An 18,949-nucleotide genomic window follows, 5' to 3' on the forward strand; every position below is an offset into this window, starting at 1 on the left:
AATGGTTTTTTAAGCAGAAGGAACCCTATGAATATCCTGCTCCTGCTCGTGTGGATCATCATCCTCTTTGCCGTGGTCATGCTCCATGTGGCCTATGCAACCTATTTTGAGCGCAAAATCATCGGCCACATGCAGGTGCGCCTTGGGCCGATGCGGGTGGGCTGGCACGGATTGCTCCAGCCCATCGCCGACGGGGTCAAATCCTTTTTCAAGGAAGACATTATCCCGGCCAACGCCGACCGGCCGACCTTCCTGGCCGCGCCGATCATCTGCCTGGTTGCGATGATGACCTCGCTGGCGGTGCTGCCCTTTGCCAAGGGCTGGGTACTGGCCGACATCAACATCGGCCTGCTGTTCATCTTTGCCATGAGTTCGCTGTCCAGCTACGGGGTGGTGCTGGCCGGCTGGGCCTCAAACTCGAAATTCAGCTTTCTCGGCGGCCTGCGCTCCATGGCCCAGGTGATCAGCTACGAAATTGCCATGGGGCTGAGCCTGGTGGGGGTGATGCTGCTCTCCGGTTCGCTCAACCTCAGCGAAATCGTCGAGGCCCAGGGCAACTCCATCCTGGGGATGTATCTCATTCCCCAGTGCATTGGTTTTTTTGTCTTTTTTATCAGCATGCTGGCCGAGACCAACCGGGTGCCCTTTGATCTGCCCGAGGCGGAAACCGAGCTGGTTTCCGGCTACTGCACCGAATACAGCGGCATGCGCTACGCCATCTTTTTCATGGCCGAGTACATCGGCATGATGGTCATGGCCTCCATCGGCACGGTCTGTTTTCTTGGCGGCTGGAACGGGCCTTTTGCGGTTCCCTTTTTTCCGCCGCTGTGGTTCGTGCTCAAGATCTACCTGTTTATGTTCATTTTTATCTGGATCCGGGCCACCCTGCCGCGCTACCGCTACGATCAGCTGATGGATCTGGGCTGGAAGCTGCTCATTCCGCTGGCGCTGGCCAACATCGTCCTCACCGCCTGCCTCAAGGCGATGATCGGGTAAGGGGAGGGGAGAGCTCTCAAAAAATATGCAGATTCAATACAAACCCAAACGGGGCTGGTTGGCGACCATCTTCCAGGCCGAGATCGTGCAGGGCATGACCCTGACTCTGAAGCGACTGTTTTCCAAGCCGATCACCCGCCAGTATCCCGATGAAAAACCCAAGATACGGCCCGGTTTTCGCGGCCAGCATGCCCTAGTGCGCGATCCCGAGACCGGCGATTGCAAGTGCATCGGTTGCATGCGCTGCGCCATGGCCTGCCCGTCGCGCTGCATCCGCATCCGTTCGCACAAGGACAAGGAACCGGGCAGCCGCCGGGTGATCGACTGCTACCGGATTGATTCCCTGCGCTGCGTCTACTGCGGCTACTGCGAGGAGGTCTGCCCGGTCAACGCCATCGTCCTCACCGAGGTCTATGAGTACGGCTCATACACCCGCCCCTCGCTCTATTTCACCAAAGAGCAATTGCTGGCCAATTGGGATCGGTTCGCAGCCGAATTAGACACGCCGGTCGAAGAATACGTCAATCCCTTCTGGCGGCCGCGCGGCCTGTCCGAACAGGATCTGCCCGCGCCCAAACGGTTGCCGGTGTCGCCCGAATGGAGCGGCGAGCAGCAGGTGGTGGGCAGAAAATGGCGGCAGCACCATACGCCGGAACAATCCTGAGGAGGGAGTGCATGTTTATCCAGATCTTTTTTGGCTACTGCGCGCTGATGATTACGCTAAGCGGCATCCTGGCCATCAGCCTGCGCAACCCGGTGCACTGCGTGCTCATGGTGCTGGTGCTGTTTTTTCACATGGCCGGGCTCTATCTGACCCTCAACGCCGAGTTTCTGGCGGCGGTGCAGATCATCGTCTACGCCGGGGCCATCCTGGTGCTCTATCTTTTTGTCCTCTTTCTGGTCAGCCTGCGCGAGGAACTGCACCTGGACGCCTTTATCGCCAACCCCTGGATCGGGCGAGTCATTGCCGGCGGTCTGGCCGCAGCGCTGCTCTACGTGATTCCGGCCTTTACCCTGGGCGAAAAAGGGGTCTGGTCGGTGGAAGCGATCAAGCAAGTCACCCACACCAAGGCCCTGGGCCAGGAGATGTATTCCACCTATCTGTTGCCTTTTGAGATCGGCGGCCTGATCCTGCTGGTGGCCCTGATCGGCGGTTTGGCGCTGGCGCGACGCGACGAGGGCGCAACCGAAGCAAACGCAGCGGACGAGGCGACAACCCCGCTCCCAGCCCAGTCCGACCACAAGGAGGCGGCGCAATGATTCCCCTTTCCTGGTACATGGCTCTGTCCGCCATCCTGTTCTGCATCGGCGTCTGCGGATTTCTCACCCGGCGCAATGTGATCATCATGTTTTTATCGCTTGAGCTGATGCTCAACGGCGTCAACCTCAATCTGGTGGCGCTCAGCCATTTCCTGGAGAGTCTGCGCGGTCAGGCCTTCACCTTCTTCATCATCACCGTGGCTGCAGCCGAGGCCGCCATCGGACTCGGCATTGCCATTGCCCTGTACCGAAGCCGGCGCAGCGTTCACGTCGACACCGTCAACCAACTCAAAGGATGAACACCATGCCGGCCTCCTTGCTTGCCATCCCGCTTCTGCCGCTGGCCTCCTTTGTCCTGACCCTGCTGCTGGGCAAACGCTGGGGAACCAGGGCGCACTGGCTGCCGATCATCACGGTTCTGCTCTCGTTTTGCTGCGCCTTGGCCGCCTTTTTCCGAGTGCGCTCCGGCGAGATCGTCAATCAGGATCTCTACACCTGGATCGCCTCGGGCAACCTGACTGTCTCGGTGGGTTTTCTGGTGGATCAGCTCACCTCGGTGATGCTGATCGTGGTCACCAGCGTCAGCTCCCTGGTGCACATCTATTCGGTGGGCTACATGAAGGGCGAAGACGGCTATTACCGCTTTTTCGCCTACCTGAGCCTGTTTACCTTTTCCATGCTCATGCTGGTGCTGGGCAACAACTTCCTGCAGCTCTTTTTCGGCTGGGAAGCGGTGGGGCTGTCGTCCTACCTGCTGATCGGCTTTTACTACCAAAAGCAATCCGCCTCGGATGCGGGGAAAAAGGCCTTTATCGTCAATAGGTTCGGCGATTTCGGCTTTATCCTTGGCCTGTTTTTGATCTTCACCCAGTTTGGCAGCCTCCATTATCATGAGGTGTTCAGCCGGGTGGACGGCATTGCCGGCCAGACTGTCTCCCTGTTCGGCGGTCAGGCAAGTCTGGCCACGGTGATTGCCCTGTTGCTGTTTTGCGGGGCGATCGGCAAGTCAGCGCAGATTCCGCTGCACGTCTGGCTGCCCGACGCCATGGAAGGGCCGACCCCGGTCAGCGCCCTGATCCACGCCGCCACCATGGTCACTGCCGGCGTATTCCTGGTGGCCCGCTGCAACCCGATTTTTGAGCTCTCCCACTTTGCCCTCAACCTGATCACCGTGCTGGGCGCAATCACCGCCCTGTTTGCCGCCACCATCGCCCTGGTGCAGACCGACATCAAACGGGTGGTCGCCTATTCCACGGTCAGTCAGTTGGCCTACATGTTCATCGGTTGCGGGGTCGGGGCCTATTCCGCCGGCATTTTCCATCTGTTCACCCATGCTTTTTTCAAGGCGCTGCTCTTTCTCGGCTGCGGCTCGGTGATCCTGGGCATGCACCACGAACAGGACGTCCGCTCCATGGGCGGCCTGAAAGACAAAATGCCAATCACCTACTGGACCTTTCTCCTCGCCTCGCTCTCCATTTCCGGCGTTCCCGGACTGGCCGGATTTTTCAGCAAGGACGAGATCCTGCTCATGGCCTTTAACACCGAACTCGGGGCCGGCAAGTTTGCCTGGGCCATCGGCGTGCTGGTGGCCTTCATGACCGCCTTCTACTCCTTCCGCCTCTTTTTCCTCATCTTTCACGGCGAATTTCGCGGCACGGACCATCAGCGCGACCATCTCCACGAATCCCCGGCGGTGGTCACCCTGCCGCTGATTCTGCTGGCCGTCGGAGCCGTGGGCGCAGGCTGGTTCGGCGTACCCAAGATCATCGGCGGCGACAATCACTGGGCCCATTTTCTTGAGCCGGTGCTCGGCCATCCCCATGTCCATGTTTCCGGGCTGACCGAGGGGCTGCTGATGCTCGGCTCCATCCTGGCTGGAGTCTGCGGCATTGGCTTGGCCTTTTACATGTACCGGCTCAAGCCGCATCTGCCCGCAATCGTGGCCGAGCGTCTGGCCTTTTGTCATCGCCTCCTGCTCAATAAATACTACATCGACGAGATCTACATCGGCGGCATCGTCAAACCGACCCTGGCGTTCAGTCGCGGGGTGCTGCTGCGGGTGGTGGATCTGGCCTGCATAGACGGCGTGGTCAACGGCGTTCCCAGGGCCATCGGCGTTTTCTCCGAAAAATTGCGTCTCATCCAGGACGGGCAGGTCTCGCATTATCTTGCCTGGATGGGCGGCGGCGCCGTGGCGCTGGTTGTCGTCCTCTTGGTCAGCATCTAACCCGAAACCTTACCTGCGGAAGCGTCTTCGATGTCCATACCTCTTTTGAGCACCCTGATTTTTTTCCCGATTCTCGGCGGTCTTTCGCTCTTGATAGTGCCCAGGCAGCAGACCGCAACCATCAAGATCATGGCCCTGATCGTCAGTTTGATCGAGTTCGCGCTCTGCGCGCCGATCTTCCTGCTGTTCGACAAGACCACCTTTGCGATGCAGTTTGTCGAAGTCCACCCTTGGATCAAGGCGCTGCACATCAACTATGCCCTGGGCATCGACGGCATCAGCGTGCTCTTCCTCCTGCTCACCGCGCTGATCATCGTGCTGTCCATCCTGGTGTCCTGGCAATCCATCACCACCAAAGTGCAGGAATTCTTCATCAGCCTGCTGCTGCTCGAAGGGGCGATGATGGGGGTGTTCTGCGCCACCGACTTTTTCCTCTTCTACATCTTTTGGGAGGCCATGCTGATTCCGATGTTTCTGATCATCGGCGTCTGGGGCGGGCCGAACCGGATTTACGCCACGGTCAAGTTTTTCCTTTTCACCCTGGTCGGCAGTCTGCTGATGCTGGTGGGCGTCATCCTGCTCTATCAGAACGGCGGGCACACCTTTGACATCCTCAAACTGGCCGGGCAGCCCTATTCGCTCAAACTGCAGTTGATTCTGTTCTGGGCCTTCTTTGCCGCCTTTGCGGTCAAGGTGCCGATGTGGCCCGTGCACACCTGGTTGCCCGACGCCCACACCGAGGCCCCGGCCGCCGGTTCGGTCATCCTCGCCGGGGTGCTGATCAAGATGGGGGCTTACGGATTCCTCCGCTTTTCCCTGCCCATCCTGCCCGACGCCACCCGCGAGATGATGCTGCCGATGCTGGTGCTGTCGGTGATCGCCATTGTCTACGGGGCCATTATCTGCCTGGCCCAGACCGATCTCAAGCGCTTGATCGCCTACAGTTCGGTCAGCCACATGGGGTTTGTCACCCTGGGGATGTTCGCCCTTAACCAGCATGGGTTGGAAGGGGCCATTTTGCAGATGATTAACCACGGCGTGGTCACCGGCGCTCTGTTCCTTGCTATCGGCATGGTTTATGAGCGGACCCACACCCGCGAGATTACAGCCTACGGCGGACTGGCCACCACCATGCCGGTCTTTGCCGGCTTTTTTCTCCTTTTCACCCTAGCTGCGGTCGGTCTGCCGGGAACCAACGGTTTTATCGGCGAATTTCTGATCCTTTTGGGCAGTTTTGAGCGCGCCCCCTGGACGGCGGTGGTTGCCGCTTCCGGCCTGATCCTGGGCGCTTGGTACATGCTGTGGCTCTACCAGCGGATCTTTTTCAACGAGGTCAACGAGGCCATGCACGGGTTGAAACCGCTTGATCTGCGCGAAATTCTCACCCTGCTGCCGATGGTGCTGCTGATCTTCTGGATCGGCCTCTACCCCAACGCCCTGCTCGGATTCCTCCACGTCTCGGTGGGCCATCTGCTTGATCAGGTCAACGGCCTGGGGCTGGCCGGTCAGGCGGCGCCGCTTACTCTTGCCCTGCATCCTTGAGCATTGAACACCCCATGAACACTTTCGCCAACGTGCAAAAGGAGCGATCATGATTGCATCTGTGGCCGTCAACTGGACCGCCCTGGAACCTGTCCTTCCGGAACTGCTGCTGATCGGCGTCGCCGTGCTGCTGATCGGTTTTGATCTGTTTTTGCCCCGGCAGCGGCAACTGCTGCCCTGGTTGACCGTGATCGGCTGCCTCACCGCCCTGGCCATGGTTTTGGGGGCGCGGCCGGCCATCGGCTTTGGCGGCATGCTGCTGGCCGACGGTTACGCCATGGTGTTCAAGAGCATCTGCCTGGGAACGGTGATTCTGACCACCTTGATGAGCGAGCGTTTTTGCGCCGTTATCAACCTGCGCCAGGGCGAATATTACAGCCTGACCCTCCTTTCCCTGGTCGGCATGCTGCTCATGGCCGCCGCCGGCGATCTGATGACCCTGTATCTCGGTTTGGAATTGATGGCTCTGCCGATCTACGCCCTGGTGGGGCTGCACAAGCGCGACGGCCGCACCAGCGAGGCGGCGATCAAATATTTTCTCATGGGCGGGTTCGCTTCAGCCTTGCTCTTGTTTGGCATGTCGCTGGTGTACGGGTTGACCGGGACCACCGAGATCGCCCGGATTGCGGAAGAGATCACTGCCCGGCAGTTGACCGCCAACCCGGCCCTGCTGCTTGCTCTGGGCCTGTTGCTGACCGGCTTCGGTTTCAAGGTGGCGGCGGCGCCGTTTCACCTCTGGACTCCGGACGTCTACGAGGGCGCGCCGACCATCCTCACCGCCTTTATGTCGGTGGCGCCCAAGGCGGCCGGGTTTGCCGTGTTTGGCCGGGTGCTTTACCTTGGCCTGCCGGCGCTTCATGACCAGTGGGGACCTATCCTGGCGGTGCTGGCGCTGTTGACCATGGCGGTGGGCAACATCACCGCGCTGTGCCAGCAGAGCCTCAAGCGGATGTTGGCCTATTCCTCCATTGCCCATGCGGGGTACGCCCTGCTCGGCCTGCTTACCGGAACCATTGAAGGTCTGGCGGCCGCCATGACCTATCTGGTGATGTATCTGTTCATGAACATCGGGGCCTTTGCCGTGCTAATGCTGCTGGCCGCGCCCGGACGCGCCGGCGAGTCGCTGGACGACTGCAAAGGGCTCGCCGCCCGCAATCCCATGGCCGCCGCCCTGATGCTGGTCTTTCTGTTCTCCCTCACCGGCATCCCGCCCACCGGCGGGTTCATTGGCAAGTTCTATCTGCTCAAAGCGGCCTTTGCCGCCGGGTACACCGCCACCGTGGTAGGCGCGGTGCTGTTCAGCGCCATTTCCGCCTATTTTTACCTGCGGGTGGTTCGCTACATGTACATGGACGAGCCGCGGCAGACCGACGTCCTGCACGTTTCCCCCGGCATGAGCGCCGCCCTCGGCCTGTGTCTGCTCGGGGTGCTGGGCCTTGGCGTGTTCCCCGGTTCGCTCCTTGATTGGACCCTGGCCGCCCTGTCGGGCATGTAAAGCTTCGGCCAATCAAGGTCTTTGATTCCAACCCTTAACCAGGAAAAAGGCGCCCAGATGATTGCACCAAAACCTTGCCGCGCGCTGCCCATGCAGGCCGCCGCTCTGTTCACTGCCTGCCTGTTGGTGGTGTTGACGCTGATTGCCTTGCCGGCCCAGGCGAGCACCCCATCCGTCTGGCCGCAGACGGCGGTTTCCAAGGACGGCGTCCCCATTGCCTATGAACAGTACGGCACCGGTGAGCCGACCCTGGTCTTTGTTCACGGCTGGAGCTGCGATTCGCGCTATTGGCGCGCCCAGATTGATCATTTTGCCAAGAAATATCGGGTGGTTGTTTTGGATCTCGCCGGGCACGGCCATTCGGGGCTGACCCGCTACCGCTACACCATGCAGGCCTTTGGCCAGGACGTGCGCGCGGTCGTCGAGGCTGTGGGCGGCAAGACCGTCATCCTCGTCGGCCATTCCATGGGCGGCCAGGTGATTGCCGAGGCGGGCCGTTTGATGCCGGATCGGGTAATCGGCCTGATTGGGGTCGACACCTTCGACAACATTGAATACCCCCTGACCCGCAAGGAGTTGGAGCAGATGATCGCGCCGCTGGTCGACGATTTCCAGGTCGGGACCCGCGCCTTTGTGGAAGGCATGATCCGGCCCGACACCGACCCCCGAATTCGCGACTGGATACTCGCCGACATGTCCTCGGCCCCGCCCTGGGTGGCGCTGAGCGCACTCGAGGAAATGATGCAGCAGTACATTGCCGGCGACGCCGCCAAGATCTTTGAGCAGATCAAAGCGCCGGTGGTCTGCGTCAGTGGCGACCTCTGGCCGATCAACGCAGAGGCCAATCGTCGTCACATGCAGTCGTTTGACGCGGTGGTCGTGCCGAACGCGGACCATTTTTTGATGCTTGATCGGCCCTATGCCTTTAATCAGGGCTTAGAGCAGGCCGTGCATACAATCCTGCGCAAGGCTGCCCAACAGTGAACCCTGCTCGTTGTGTTTTGGCGCCGAATGGGTGCGGGCGGTTACCCTGAACGGTTGTCGGCGAGCCGGCCATCTCCCCCGTGCATTTCTTCGGTTTCAATGCTCCTTTGACGCCGTCGCAGCGTTGGCAACCAACCTTGCGGCGGCTTTTTTTTCGACCCCAAGCCGTTCTCTTTTTGACCGCGTCAGACCTGCAGGCTGCACGTCAGCAACCGGATCTGCGCCTTGACGGCCCCGTTGTTGATGCAAGACAAAGATATGCTTCGTTTTTGTCGAAGAATACGGTAAGGTTGCCCCAAAGAGTCGGGCCGGGCGCATAATGCTCCTGGTCGGCAAGAGATGATCAGCGGACCTCGCAATGGAAAACGAGCCTGTCGTCACCATCATAACCGATCCCGCCTTTAACCGGCACGACACCGGCGGCGGCGAACATCCGGAAACTCCTGAGCGGTTGCAGGTGATCAACGAGCGGCTTGCCGAGGGACACCTAGCCAAGCGGATTCGCCGTCTCCCCACCCGGCCGGCCACGCGCGCCCAGCTGCTTGCCTTTCACACCGAAGGCTGGCTGTTTCGCTTCGAAGAGGCCGTGCTCTCCGGCCGCACGTACATCGATCATCCCGACAATCAGGTTTGCTACGAGTCCTACGATATCGCCACGCTGTCAGCCGGTTCCGGCCTAGTCGGGGTGGACGCGGTCGAGCAGGCGCCGGGCTCGGTGGTCTTCTGCCAAACCCGGCCGCCGGGACATCACGCCGAACCCAATCAGCCCTATGGCTTCTGCTTTTTCAACAACTGCGTGATTGCTGCCCGTTACTGGCAGCAGCAGTACAACCGTCGCCGCGTCTGCGTGTTTGATTTTGACGCCCACCACGGCAACGGCATCCAGACCGCCTTTGAAGAGGAGCCGGAAACCGCCTACGTCTCGATTCACGAGCACCCCAGTTTCAGCTATCCCGGAACCGGTTGGGCCGAGGACAAAGGCATCGGGGCAGGGAAGGGCACCATTCTCAACCTGCCGCTGTCGCCTGGCGCCGGCCCCGAGCAGGTGCTGCGACTGTTTCCCAAAATCAGAAGCTTTCTCGACCTTGTTCAGCCCGAGGTCCTGATCGTCGGGGCCGGATTTGACGCCCACCGCGAGGACGACATGTCAGGCCTGGCCTTTACGGTCGACCTCTATCGGCAGTTGGGCGTCTTTGTTATGGAACTTGCCCGCGACTACACCGAGGGCCGTCTGCTCTCGATCCTGGAAGGCGGGTATTGTCTTGAAAAACTTGGCAGTTGCGTTGAAGCCTATTTGTCCGGGCTTGTGGAGAAAGATGCATGAGTTCATTGTGCAATAAGGCCAGGGGAGCATTGCGATGTTCATTTACGAGCATATGACGCCAAAGCCGGTCACGGTCACGCCGGATCAGACCGTTGCCGAGGCAATCGACATCCTGCAGCAGTACAACATCCGGCATCTGCCGGTGGTGGACGACCAGGGCGTCCTCCGGGGGGTTTTGTCGGATCGGGATCTTCGTTCCGCCCGCCCTTCGACCGTGGCGCAGAGCAAGGAACGAGGCACGGTCGAGGAAAAGGTCAACAATACGCCCATTGCCGTCTTGATGAGTCGGGATTGTCTTTTCCTGACCCCAAACGCCACCCTGGACGACGCCCTGTTGTTGTTTCAGTCGCGCAAGATCGGGGCCTTGCCGGTGGTCAACGAGGAGGAAAAGGTGGTGGGGGTGTTTACCACCGCCGATTTGATGAACGCCTACCGCGACCTGTTCGGGCTGGGCGCCAAGGGTTCGGTGCTGGTGTCCATCGAAGACGCCGGCGATCCTCAGGCGCTGAGCAAACTGGTCAGGATTATGGAAGAAAAACAGGTGCAATTCACCCGTCTGGTGCGGGTTGAGGGGTCCGACAAGCGCAAGGCCATGATCTATCTGCGCATCAACACCTACAACATCCGGTCCGTGTACAAGGCCCTTGAAGCCGAGGGGTTTACCGTCCATGTCCCGGAAACATCGATCTGAACGAGGCGGCTATGCTGAATAGACTGTTTTCTCCCTCCTCGATTGCAGTGATCGGGGCCTCCAAGACCGTCGGCAAGGTTGGCTACGAGACGGTGCACAACCTGGTCAGAAGCGGTTTTGAAGGCCCGATTGTGCCTATCAATTCCGCCGGCGGCGAGTTGTTTGGCCGCACGGTGTATCCGCAGCTCAGCGACTATCCCAAGTCGATTGATTTGGTGGTGATCGCGGTGCCCGCTGAGATGGTGCCGGCGGCGGCTCGCGACGCGGTCAAGAAGAGGGCGGGCGCCGTGGTGGTCGTGGCCTCTGGCTTCAAGGAGATTGGCCGGCAGGGCCGCGAGCTCGAAGACGAGTTGACCGAGATCTGCCGCGCGGGCGGGGTGCGCCTGCTTGGGCCCAACTGCCTGGGCGTGATCAACACCGCAATCAAGCTCAACGCCTCGTTTTCCAAGCGCATTCCCCAGCCTGGCTCGCTGGCTATTTTTTCCCAGTCCGGGGCCCTGTGCACCGCGATGATGGACATTGCCGACGAACGCGAACTCGGGGTGTCGAAATCAATCTCCATCGGCAACAAGGCCGACATCACCGAGGTCGACGTGCTTGCCGCCCTGGCCCACGACGACGAGACCAAGGTCATCGTCGGCTACCTGGAAGACATCAGCGACGGCGACAAGTTCGTCAAGGCGGCCCAGGAGGCGAGCATCAACAAGCCGGTAGTTATTCTCAAGGCCGGCACCACCCAGGCAGGGTCCAAGGCGGCGGCCAACCACACCGGGGTGCTGGCCGGCAAGGACACCGCCTATGGCGCGGCCTTCAAACGGGCCGGCATCTGCCGCGCCGACTCCTTTGAGGCCCTGTTCGATTACGCCACCGCCCTGGTGCTGCAACCCACCCCCAAGGGCGACCGGGTGCTGATCATCACCAATTCCGGCGGTTCCGGCACCATGGCCGCCGACGCGGTGGAAAAATCGGGCCTGACCGTCACCGGGTTGAGCGCGCCGCTGGCCGCGCGGTTGCGGGCCGAACTGCCGCCCGCCGCCTTTATCGACAATCCCATCGACATCTCCGCCGACGCCGAGCCCCGTCACTACGCGGCCGCCATCGACATTGCCGTGGCCGACGGCTCCATCGACGCCATCCTGGTGGTGCTGGCGCCGCAGTACATGACCCAGCCCGCAGCCACGGTTCGGGCCATTGTCGCCCATCTCGACGAAACCACCCCGGTGCTGGCCTCCTTCCTGGGCGGCAGCGACGTCATGCCCTCGCGCAAGGAACTGGCCGCCGCCGGGCTGCCCTTCTACGATTCGCCCGAGCGGGCGGTGGGCGCGCTCAAGGCGATGCACGAGTACGGGGTGTGGAAACGGCGTCCGGCCCGGCATGTGGTCCGCTTTCCGGTCAACCGCCGCCGGGTGGAACGGATCATCACCCGCCGTCAGCGCACCGGCCGGCTCCGGCTGGGCGAGGTTAAATCCAAGGACATCCTCAAGGCTTACGGTTTCCATACCATGGAGGGCCGACTGACCACCACCCCCGAGGAGGCGGTGGAGATCGCCCGATTCATTGGTTTTCCGGTGGCGATGAAGATCGTCTCGCCAAGCATCGTCCACAAGTCGGATCTGGGCGGGGTGCGGCTCAACATCGGCTCCAGCCAGGAGGTCGCCGACGCCTTTGACCTGATGATGCTGCGGATCAACAAGCACGCGCCCAACGCCATTGTCGAAGGCATCTATGTGGAAAAGATGGCGGAAAAAGGGCTGGAGGTGATCATCGGCATGACCCGCGACCGCCAGTTCGGCCCGATGCTGATGTTTGGTCTGGGCGGCATCTTTGTCGAGGTGATGAAGGACGTCACCTTCCATCTGGCCCCGATCACGGAAAACGAGGCGGTGCAGATGCTCAAGTCGACCCGTTCCTATGAACTGCTGGAGGGCAAGCGCGGCCTCAAGGAGGTCGACATCAGCGCCATCGCCGTGGCCCTGCAGCGCATCAGCCAGCTGACCACCGATTTTCCCCAGATCGTTGAACTGGACATCAACCCCCTGATTGTCGGCGAGGTCGGCAACGAACCGGTGGTGGCCGACGCCCGCATGACCTTTGCGCCGCTGCTGACCGACGCCCGTCCGACCTTCGCGCCGCTGCTGACCGGCGCCTGAACGGCCGGCGCCATTTTTATCCAACCCACAAGGGGTTTGTCATGGAATACGAGAAAGACTGGCAGGAAAAATACAGCGACATGATCGCCACTTCAACCCAGGCTCTGAGTCACCTCAAGCCTGGGCAGCGGGTGTTCATCGGCACGGGTTGCGGCGCGCCGCAGGAGCTGATCGCGGCCATGACCAAACGGTCCCGGTCGCTGACCAATGTTGAGATTATCCAGCTGATCACCAAAGGCGAGGCCCCCTATGCCGACAAAAAGATGTCGGACAGCTTTGCGATCAACGCCTTTTTCATCAGTTCCAACATCCGCGACGTGATCCAGGAAGGATTTGGCGACTACACCCCGATCCTGCTCTCCGACGTGCCCAAGCTGTTTGATTCCGGCAGCCTGCCGATCGACGTGGCCCTGATCCAGGTGACCCCGCCGGACACCCGCGGCCGGGTGAGTCTGGGGATTTCGGTGGACATTGTCCGCAGCGCCACCGAGAACGCCTCGCTGGTCATTGCCGAGGTCAATCCCAACATGCCCTGGACCCACGGCGACACCCTGGTCGACGTCTTTGACCTCGACATCCTGGTGCCGGTGGACCGACCGATTCTGGAACGGGAGATTGATCCGCCCAACCCGATCAGCCGCAAGATCGCCCAAACCGCCGCCGCCCTGATTCCCAACGGTTCCACCATTGAACTGGGGTTGGGCCGGGTGCCCGGCTACGGCCGCATCCCCCAGGTGGTGATGGAGTTTCTGCTCGACCGCAAGGACATCGGCTTCCACACCGAGATGATCTCCGACACCATCATCCCCCTGATCGAATCCGGGGCCGTGACCGGAGCCTGCAAGACCATCGACAAGGGCAAGATCACCGCCAGCTTCTGTATGGGCACCAAGCGGCTCTACGACTACATCCACGACAACCCCCTGTTCAGCTTCCGGCCCACGGAATACATCAACGACGCCAACGTCATCGGCAAACACAAGCGGATGGTGGCGGTCAACATGGCCCTGGAGATCGACCTCACCGGCCAGGTCTGTTCCGATTCGGTGGGCGGCCGCTTCTATTCCGGCATCGGCGGCCAGATCGATTTCAATCGCGGCGCCGCCAAGTCCGAGAGCGGCCGGGCAATCATCACCCTGCCGTCGCTCAACAAGGAGGGCGACCAGTCGCGCATTGTCTGCACCCTGCAGCCCGGTTCCGGCGTGGTCATCAACCGGGCCAGCGTCCACTATGTGGTCACCGAACACGGGGTGGCCTATCTGCACGGCAAGTCGATCCAGGAGCGGGTCATGGCCTTGATCTCCATTGCCCATCCTGATTTTCGCGAGCAGCTGTTCCGCGAGGCGGTGGCCGCCAAATACCTGCGCCCCGGTCTGGCCCGCTTTGGCAACCGGTTCACCATTCCGGTGGAGGAATCGATCCGCGCCTCCCTGCTCCTGGAAGACGGCCTGGAGGTCGACTTCCGCTCGATCAAGCCCACCGACGAGCCGCACATGCGCGACCTGATCTACAATCTCAGCCAGGAGACCATCTACTACCGGTTCATGAGCCGGCAGCAGCACTTCACCACCCGCCAGATCCAGGATTTCGTCTACATCGATCATCGCCGCGACGTGGCGGTGGTGGGCACCGTGCCCGAGGCCCACGGCGAGCAGATCATCGCGGTCGGCACCTACTACCTCAATGAAAAGACCAACCTGGCCGAGGTTGCCTTTGTGGTCCGCGACGGGTGGCAGAACAAGGGCTTGGGCACCTTCCTTTTCCAGCATCTGATCAAGATCGCCAAACGCAACGGCATCTCTGGCTTCACCGCCGAGGTCCTGCGCGAGAACGAACGGATGCAGAACGTGTTCAACCATTCCGGGCTTAAGGTGAGCAGCCAGCTGGAAGAGGGCGTGTTCAGTTTTCACATGGAATTTTAGGGCAGGGGAGGCGGCGCGGTTGCGCATCGGATCGGTTGGGGGTATCTTGCGCGCTCCATTACCGCAACCCAGAGGAATCCGCATCCCGTGCAGGCGCCTACCTATTCCAGCGAACAAGCCTTTGTCATTGTTTCTGATTTTGCTCCGGCTGGCGATCAGCCTGCGGCCATCGAGCGGCTGACGGCGAATATCGAGGCCGGGGTGCGCGATCAGGTGCTGCTCGGCGTTACCGGTTCGGGCAAGACCTTCACCATGGCCCAGGTGGTGGCCCGGGTGCAGCGGCCCACCCTGGTGATGGCCCCCAACAAGACCCTGGCGGCCCAGCTGTTCGGCGAATTTCGCGAGCTGTTTCCCCACAACGCGGTCGAATACTTCGTCTCCTACTACGATTACTACCAGCCCGAGGCCTATATTCCGGCCTCCGACACCTACATCGAAAAGGATTCATCGATCAACGACGCCATCGACAAGATGCGCCATTCGGCCACCCGTTCGCTGCTCACCCGCCGCGACGTGCTGATCGTGGCCTCGGTCTCCTGCATCTACGGCCTGGGTTCGCCGGACGAGTACAAAAACATGCACCTGTTTTTGCGCGTCGGCGACGAATATCCCATGGAAGAGGTGCAGCGGCGGCTGGCTTTCATGCTCTACGAGCGCAACGAATTTTCCTTTCATCGCGGCGTGTTCCGGGTGCGGGGCGACGTCATCGACATCTTCCCGGCGCATGAGGAAGAGCATGCGGTGCGGGTCGAATTTTTCGGCGACGCCATCGACAGTTTGTCGATCATCGATCCCCTGCGCGGGGTGGTGGTCGCAGACGTTGAAGAAACCACCGTCTTTCCCGGCAGCCACTTTGTCACCAGCCAGGACAATCTCAAGACCGCCATGAGCTCGATCCAGGACGAGCTGCAGCTGCGACTGACCGAACTGCAGGCGGACAACCGGCTGGTCGAGGCCCAGCGCCTGGAACAGCGAACCATGTTTGACCTGGAGATGATCGGCGAACTGGGCTACTGCAACGGCATCGAGAACTACAGCCGCCACCTCACCGGCAAGGAACCGGGCGCGCCGCCGCCCAACCTGCTCGATTATTTTCCCGACGATTATCTGCTGATCATCGACGAGTCGCACATTGGCGTGCCGCAGATCGGCGGCATGTTCAACGGCGATCGGTCGCGCAAACAGACCCTGGTCAATTTCGGGTTTCGTCTGCCCTCGGCCCTGGACAACCGGCCGCTGCGGTTTGATGAATTTGAACGCCGCATCCGCCAGGCGGTCTACGTTTCGGCCACGCCCGGCCGTTACGAGCTGGAAAAAGCCGGCGATCACGTGGTCGAGCAGCTGATCCGGCCCACCGGGCTGCTTGATCCCCGCATCGAGGTGCGGCCGGCTTCCACCCAGGTGGATGATCTGCTTGAGGAAATCCGGCTGCGGGTGGAGCGCAACCAGGCGGTGCTGGTCACCACCCTGACCAAGCGCATGGCCGAAGACCTGACCTCGTATTACGAGGACTTGGGCATCCGGGTGCGGTATCTCCATTCGGACGTCAAGACGCTCGAGCGGGTGGAGTTGATCCGCGAGTTGCGTCACCGCGAGTACGACGTCCTGGTGGGCATCAACCTACTGCGCGAGGGGCTGGATATTCCCGAGGTGTCGCTGGTGGCGGTGCTCGACGCCGACAAGGAAGGGTTTCTGCGCTCCGAACGCTCCCTGGTGCAGACCTGCGGCCGCGCCGCCCGCAACGCCGAGGGCATGGTCATTCTCTATGCCGACCGGGTGACCCCCTCGATGCAGTACACCATCAACGAGACCAACCGCCGCCGCGCCATCCAGGAAGCCTACAACCGCGAGCACGGCATCACCCCCCGAACCATCATCTCGGAGATCAAGGACGCCATGAACCAGCACCTGCGGGCCTCGGGCTGGCAGAGCGCGGACGAAAACCATGGGCGCGCGGCGCTGGCCGCCGCCGAGCCCGAGGTGGTCTATCACAGCATTGACGCACTCCACCGGGAGATTGCCGAGCTGGAAAAGAAGATGCAGGAAGCGGCCAAGCAACTGGCCTTTGAAGAAGCGGCCAGTTATCGTGACCGCATCAGGGAACTCAAAATGCTGGAGCTGGCAGTTGGCTGATTTTTGGTATACATGTTCGTTGGTTGCGGCCCCGCGACTGGTGCTGTGGTTGTTGCGGCTGTGGTTTGCCAGCTGCCGGGTCAAGGTGCGGGACGGCGCGTCCTTTCGCGCTTATGCCGAGCGTGACACCGGCATCGCCGCCTTCTGGCACTATTCGTTTCTCTACAACATGTTTTATTTGGGGCGCTATCCGGCGGCGGTCATGGTCAGCGCCTCCAAGGACGGCGAATACATTGCCCGGTTGGCCCAACTGATGGGCCATGTGCCGGTGCGCGGCTCCTCCAACCGGGGCGGGGTCAAGGCGCTGCGGGAGATGATCGACCACCTGCGGCACGGCAAAAACAGCGCCATCGTCGCCGACGGCTCGCAGGGGCCGGCCCGGCGGGCGCAGGCGGGCGTGATTCTGATGGCCAGCAAGTCGGGCAAACCGATCTTCCCCATCGCCTGGGCCGCCAACCGAACCCTGAAGTTCCGCAGTTGGGATCGCACCCTGGTTCCGTTGCCCTTTGCCGCCATTGTGGTGCGCCACGGCGAGCCCCTGAGGGTGCCGCCGGCAGTGACCCCGGAGCAGATCGAAGCCTATCGGCTTGAGCTGGAGCATCGGCTCAACCGGGCCTATGAAGCGGCCTGGAACGAAATCGGCCTGCCTCCGCATGATCTGGGCGTGCCGCAGCGCACCCAAAAAGTCTGAGCAGACAAGGGATTCAACGGTCACCGGGAAGACTGTTTTTTGAGGCCCATATTCATATTGATACGAGCAATAGTTAAGGAAGACGGATTTGGAACGAGTAAATAGTTTGGTGCTGGCCGGACTCAGTGGCGGTTCGGGGAAATCGGTGGTGTCGGTGGGCTTGATTGCCGCCCTGAAAAATCGGGGCAGGGGCGTGGCCGCGTTCAAAAAGGGACCGGATTACATCGACGCCGGCTGGATGAGCAAGGCTGCCGGCCAGCCCTGTTACAACCTTGATCCCTATTTGATGTCGCCTGCGGCCATTGTCTCCACCTTTCAGGGCCACATCAACGGCTGCGATTACGCCGTGGTCGAAGGCAATCGGGGCATCTTCGACGGCGTCAACGCCGGCGGCGAATTTTCTACTGCCGAATTGGCTCAGTTGCTCGAGTTGCCGGTGCTGCTGGTGGTCAACTGCTCGAAAACCACCCGGACCGTGGCGGCCCTGGTGCTGGGCTGTCAGGCCTTTGATCCGCGCATCAAGTTTGCCGGCGTCATTCTCAACCAGATCGCCACCAACCGGCACGAGTCGATCATCCGCCAATCCCTGGAACGATACACCGACCTGCCGGTGCTGGGGATCATGCCTCGGTTGAAGCAGGACATCTTTCCCATGCGGCATCTCGGGGTGACGCCCCACCAGGAGTATGCCGCCGCCGGTGATGCAGTCGACAGGCTGGCGGCCCTGGCCGAGACCCATTTCGATCTGGACGCCATTGTCGCTCGGATGCGGGGGATCGTGCCTCTGCCGCCGGCACATTCCTCCTCGGTCAAGCCGCGCCTGACCATCGGCGTGCTGCGTGACGCCGCCTTTCAGTTTTATTACGAAGAAAACCTGGAAGCCCTGCAGAGCGGCGGGGCGCGACTGGTGATGATCGACGCTCTCCATTCCAGAGAACTGCCGCCGGAGATCGACGGCCTCTACATCGGCGGCGGTTTTCCCGAAACCAGCGCCCAGCAGTTGGCCGACAACGCAACGTTTCGTCAGTCGGTCCGCTACCGCATTGACGCCGGTCTACCGGTCTATGCCGAGTGCGGCGGCCTGATTTTTCTCGGTCGCTCAATTATCCTTGAGGGCTGCGAGTATCCGCTGGCCGGGGTTTTTCCGGTGACCTTCACCCTGGGTGCTAAACCCCAGGCCCACGGCTATTCAACCTTTACCGTGGAAAAGGCCAACAGTTTTTACCCGGTGGGCGCCCGGATCAAGGGCCATGAATTTCGCTATTCGATGGTCCACCAGTGGGACGGCGTCACCGAGGACTTGGCCTTGAGCATGGAACGGGGCGCAGGATTTTACGGGGGCCGCGACGGGCTGGTGAAAAACAATGTCCTGGCCCTGTACACCCATGTGCTGGCTTCGGGAACACCCCAATGGGCGCCGGGATTCATTGCCGCCGCACGCGAACATGCAATGCGGCGGGCCTCTGCCGGTTGCTCTGCCGAGTGCGGCGGCTTGTGCTGAGACTTGCGCTATGTGCCGCAGTCGTGAAACGCC

15 protein-coding genes are annotated in these 18,949 nt (G+C 61.2%); all 15 read left to right on the forward strand.

The annotated features are described in order from the left end of the window. Positions 1 to 27 precede the first annotated feature (27 nt). The 15 genes from nuoH (at position 28) to RCH93_RS01450 (ending at position 18,916) form a co-directional block, all read left to right on the forward strand. Positions 28 to 996: an NADH-quinone oxidoreductase subunit NuoH gene (gene nuoH / locus RCH93_RS01380; RefSeq protein WP_306546365.1), complete on the forward strand. Its 969-nt coding sequence runs from the start codon at positions 28 to 30 to the stop codon at positions 994 to 996. Between the two features lie 25 nt (positions 997 to 1,021). Further along, the gene (gene nuoI / locus RCH93_RS01385) at positions 1,022 to 1,660 is read left to right on the forward strand and encodes an NADH-quinone oxidoreductase subunit NuoI (RefSeq protein WP_306546366.1); all 639 of its coding nucleotides are present in this window, start codon (positions 1,022 to 1,024) and stop codon (positions 1,658 to 1,660) included. An 11-nt stretch (positions 1,661 to 1,671) separates the two neighbouring features. Then, positions 1,672 to 2,256 (forward strand): NADH-quinone oxidoreductase subunit J, encoded by a 585-nt coding sequence (locus tag RCH93_RS01390; protein WP_306546368.1) that lies wholly within the window; start codon positions 1,672 to 1,674, stop codon positions 2,254 to 2,256. Continuing rightward, entirely contained in the window at positions 2,253 to 2,555 is a 303-nt protein-coding gene (nuoK, locus tag RCH93_RS01395; RefSeq protein ID WP_306546370.1) for an NADH-quinone oxidoreductase subunit NuoK, read from the forward strand. Before RCH93_RS01390 ends, nuoK begins: the two co-directional genes overlap by 4 nt. A 5-nt stretch (positions 2,556 to 2,560) precedes the next feature. Continuing rightward, on the forward strand, positions 2,561 to 4,483 hold the full coding sequence (nuoL, locus tag RCH93_RS01400) for an NADH-quinone oxidoreductase subunit L (protein ID WP_306546372.1): 1,923 nt from the start codon (positions 2,561 to 2,563) through the stop codon (positions 4,481 to 4,483). A 30-nt stretch (positions 4,484 to 4,513) separates the two neighbouring features. Next, positions 4,514 to 6,025, forward strand: coding sequence for an NADH-quinone oxidoreductase subunit M (locus tag RCH93_RS01405; protein ID WP_306546374.1), 1,512 nt, complete (start codon positions 4,514 to 4,516; stop codon positions 6,023 to 6,025). A 49-nt stretch (positions 6,026 to 6,074) separates the two neighbouring features. Continuing rightward, on the forward strand, positions 6,075 to 7,520 hold the full coding sequence (locus RCH93_RS01410; RefSeq protein ID WP_306546376.1) for an NADH-quinone oxidoreductase subunit N: 1,446 nt from the start codon (positions 6,075 to 6,077) through the stop codon (positions 7,518 to 7,520). 57 nt (positions 7,521 to 7,577) lie between these two features. Continuing rightward, a complete protein-coding gene (locus RCH93_RS01415; protein ID WP_306546377.1) occupies positions 7,578 to 8,504 on the forward strand; it encodes an alpha/beta fold hydrolase in 927 nt (308 codons plus the stop codon). A gap of 358 nt (positions 8,505 to 8,862) precedes the next feature. Further along, positions 8,863 to 9,828, forward strand: a complete 966-nt coding sequence (locus RCH93_RS01420; RefSeq protein WP_306546379.1) for a histone deacetylase — start codon at positions 8,863 to 8,865, stop codon at positions 9,826 to 9,828. Positions 9,829 to 9,862: 34 nt separating this feature from the next. Continuing rightward, positions 9,863 to 10,519 (forward strand): CBS domain-containing protein, encoded by a 657-nt coding sequence (locus RCH93_RS01425; protein ID WP_306546381.1) that lies wholly within the window; start codon positions 9,863 to 9,865, stop codon positions 10,517 to 10,519. A gap of 11 nt (positions 10,520 to 10,530) precedes the next feature. Beyond that, entirely contained in the window at positions 10,531 to 12,669 is a 2,139-nt protein-coding gene (locus tag RCH93_RS01430) for an acetate--CoA ligase family protein (protein WP_306546383.1), read from the forward strand. 41 nt (positions 12,670 to 12,710) lie between these two features. Continuing rightward, entirely contained in the window at positions 12,711 to 14,591 is a 1,881-nt protein-coding gene (locus tag RCH93_RS01435) for a bifunctional acetyl-CoA hydrolase/transferase family protein/GNAT family N-acetyltransferase (protein ID WP_306546385.1), read from the forward strand. 87 nt (positions 14,592 to 14,678) lie between these two features. After that, complete coding sequence (gene uvrB / locus RCH93_RS01440; RefSeq protein ID WP_306546387.1) at positions 14,679 to 16,724, forward strand: excinuclease ABC subunit UvrB; 2,046 nt, start codon at positions 14,679 to 14,681, stop codon at positions 16,722 to 16,724. Beyond that, positions 16,717 to 17,415, forward strand: coding sequence for a lysophospholipid acyltransferase family protein (locus RCH93_RS01445; protein WP_306546390.1), 699 nt, complete (start codon positions 16,717 to 16,719; stop codon positions 17,413 to 17,415). The genes uvrB and RCH93_RS01445 overlap by 8 nt, the downstream gene beginning before the upstream one ends. Positions 17,416 to 17,503: 88 nt before the next feature. Next, complete coding sequence (locus RCH93_RS01450) at positions 17,504 to 18,916, forward strand: cobyrinate a,c-diamide synthase (RefSeq protein ID WP_306546392.1); 1,413 nt, start codon at positions 17,504 to 17,506, stop codon at positions 18,914 to 18,916. The last annotated feature ends 33 nt before the right edge of the window (positions 18,917 to 18,949 follow it).

Source organism: Desulfobulbus sp. (assembly GCF_030824455.1).
In the GTDB taxonomy this organism is placed as follows: Bacteria; Desulfobacterota; Desulfobulbia; order Desulfobulbales; family Desulfobulbaceae; genus Desulfobulbus.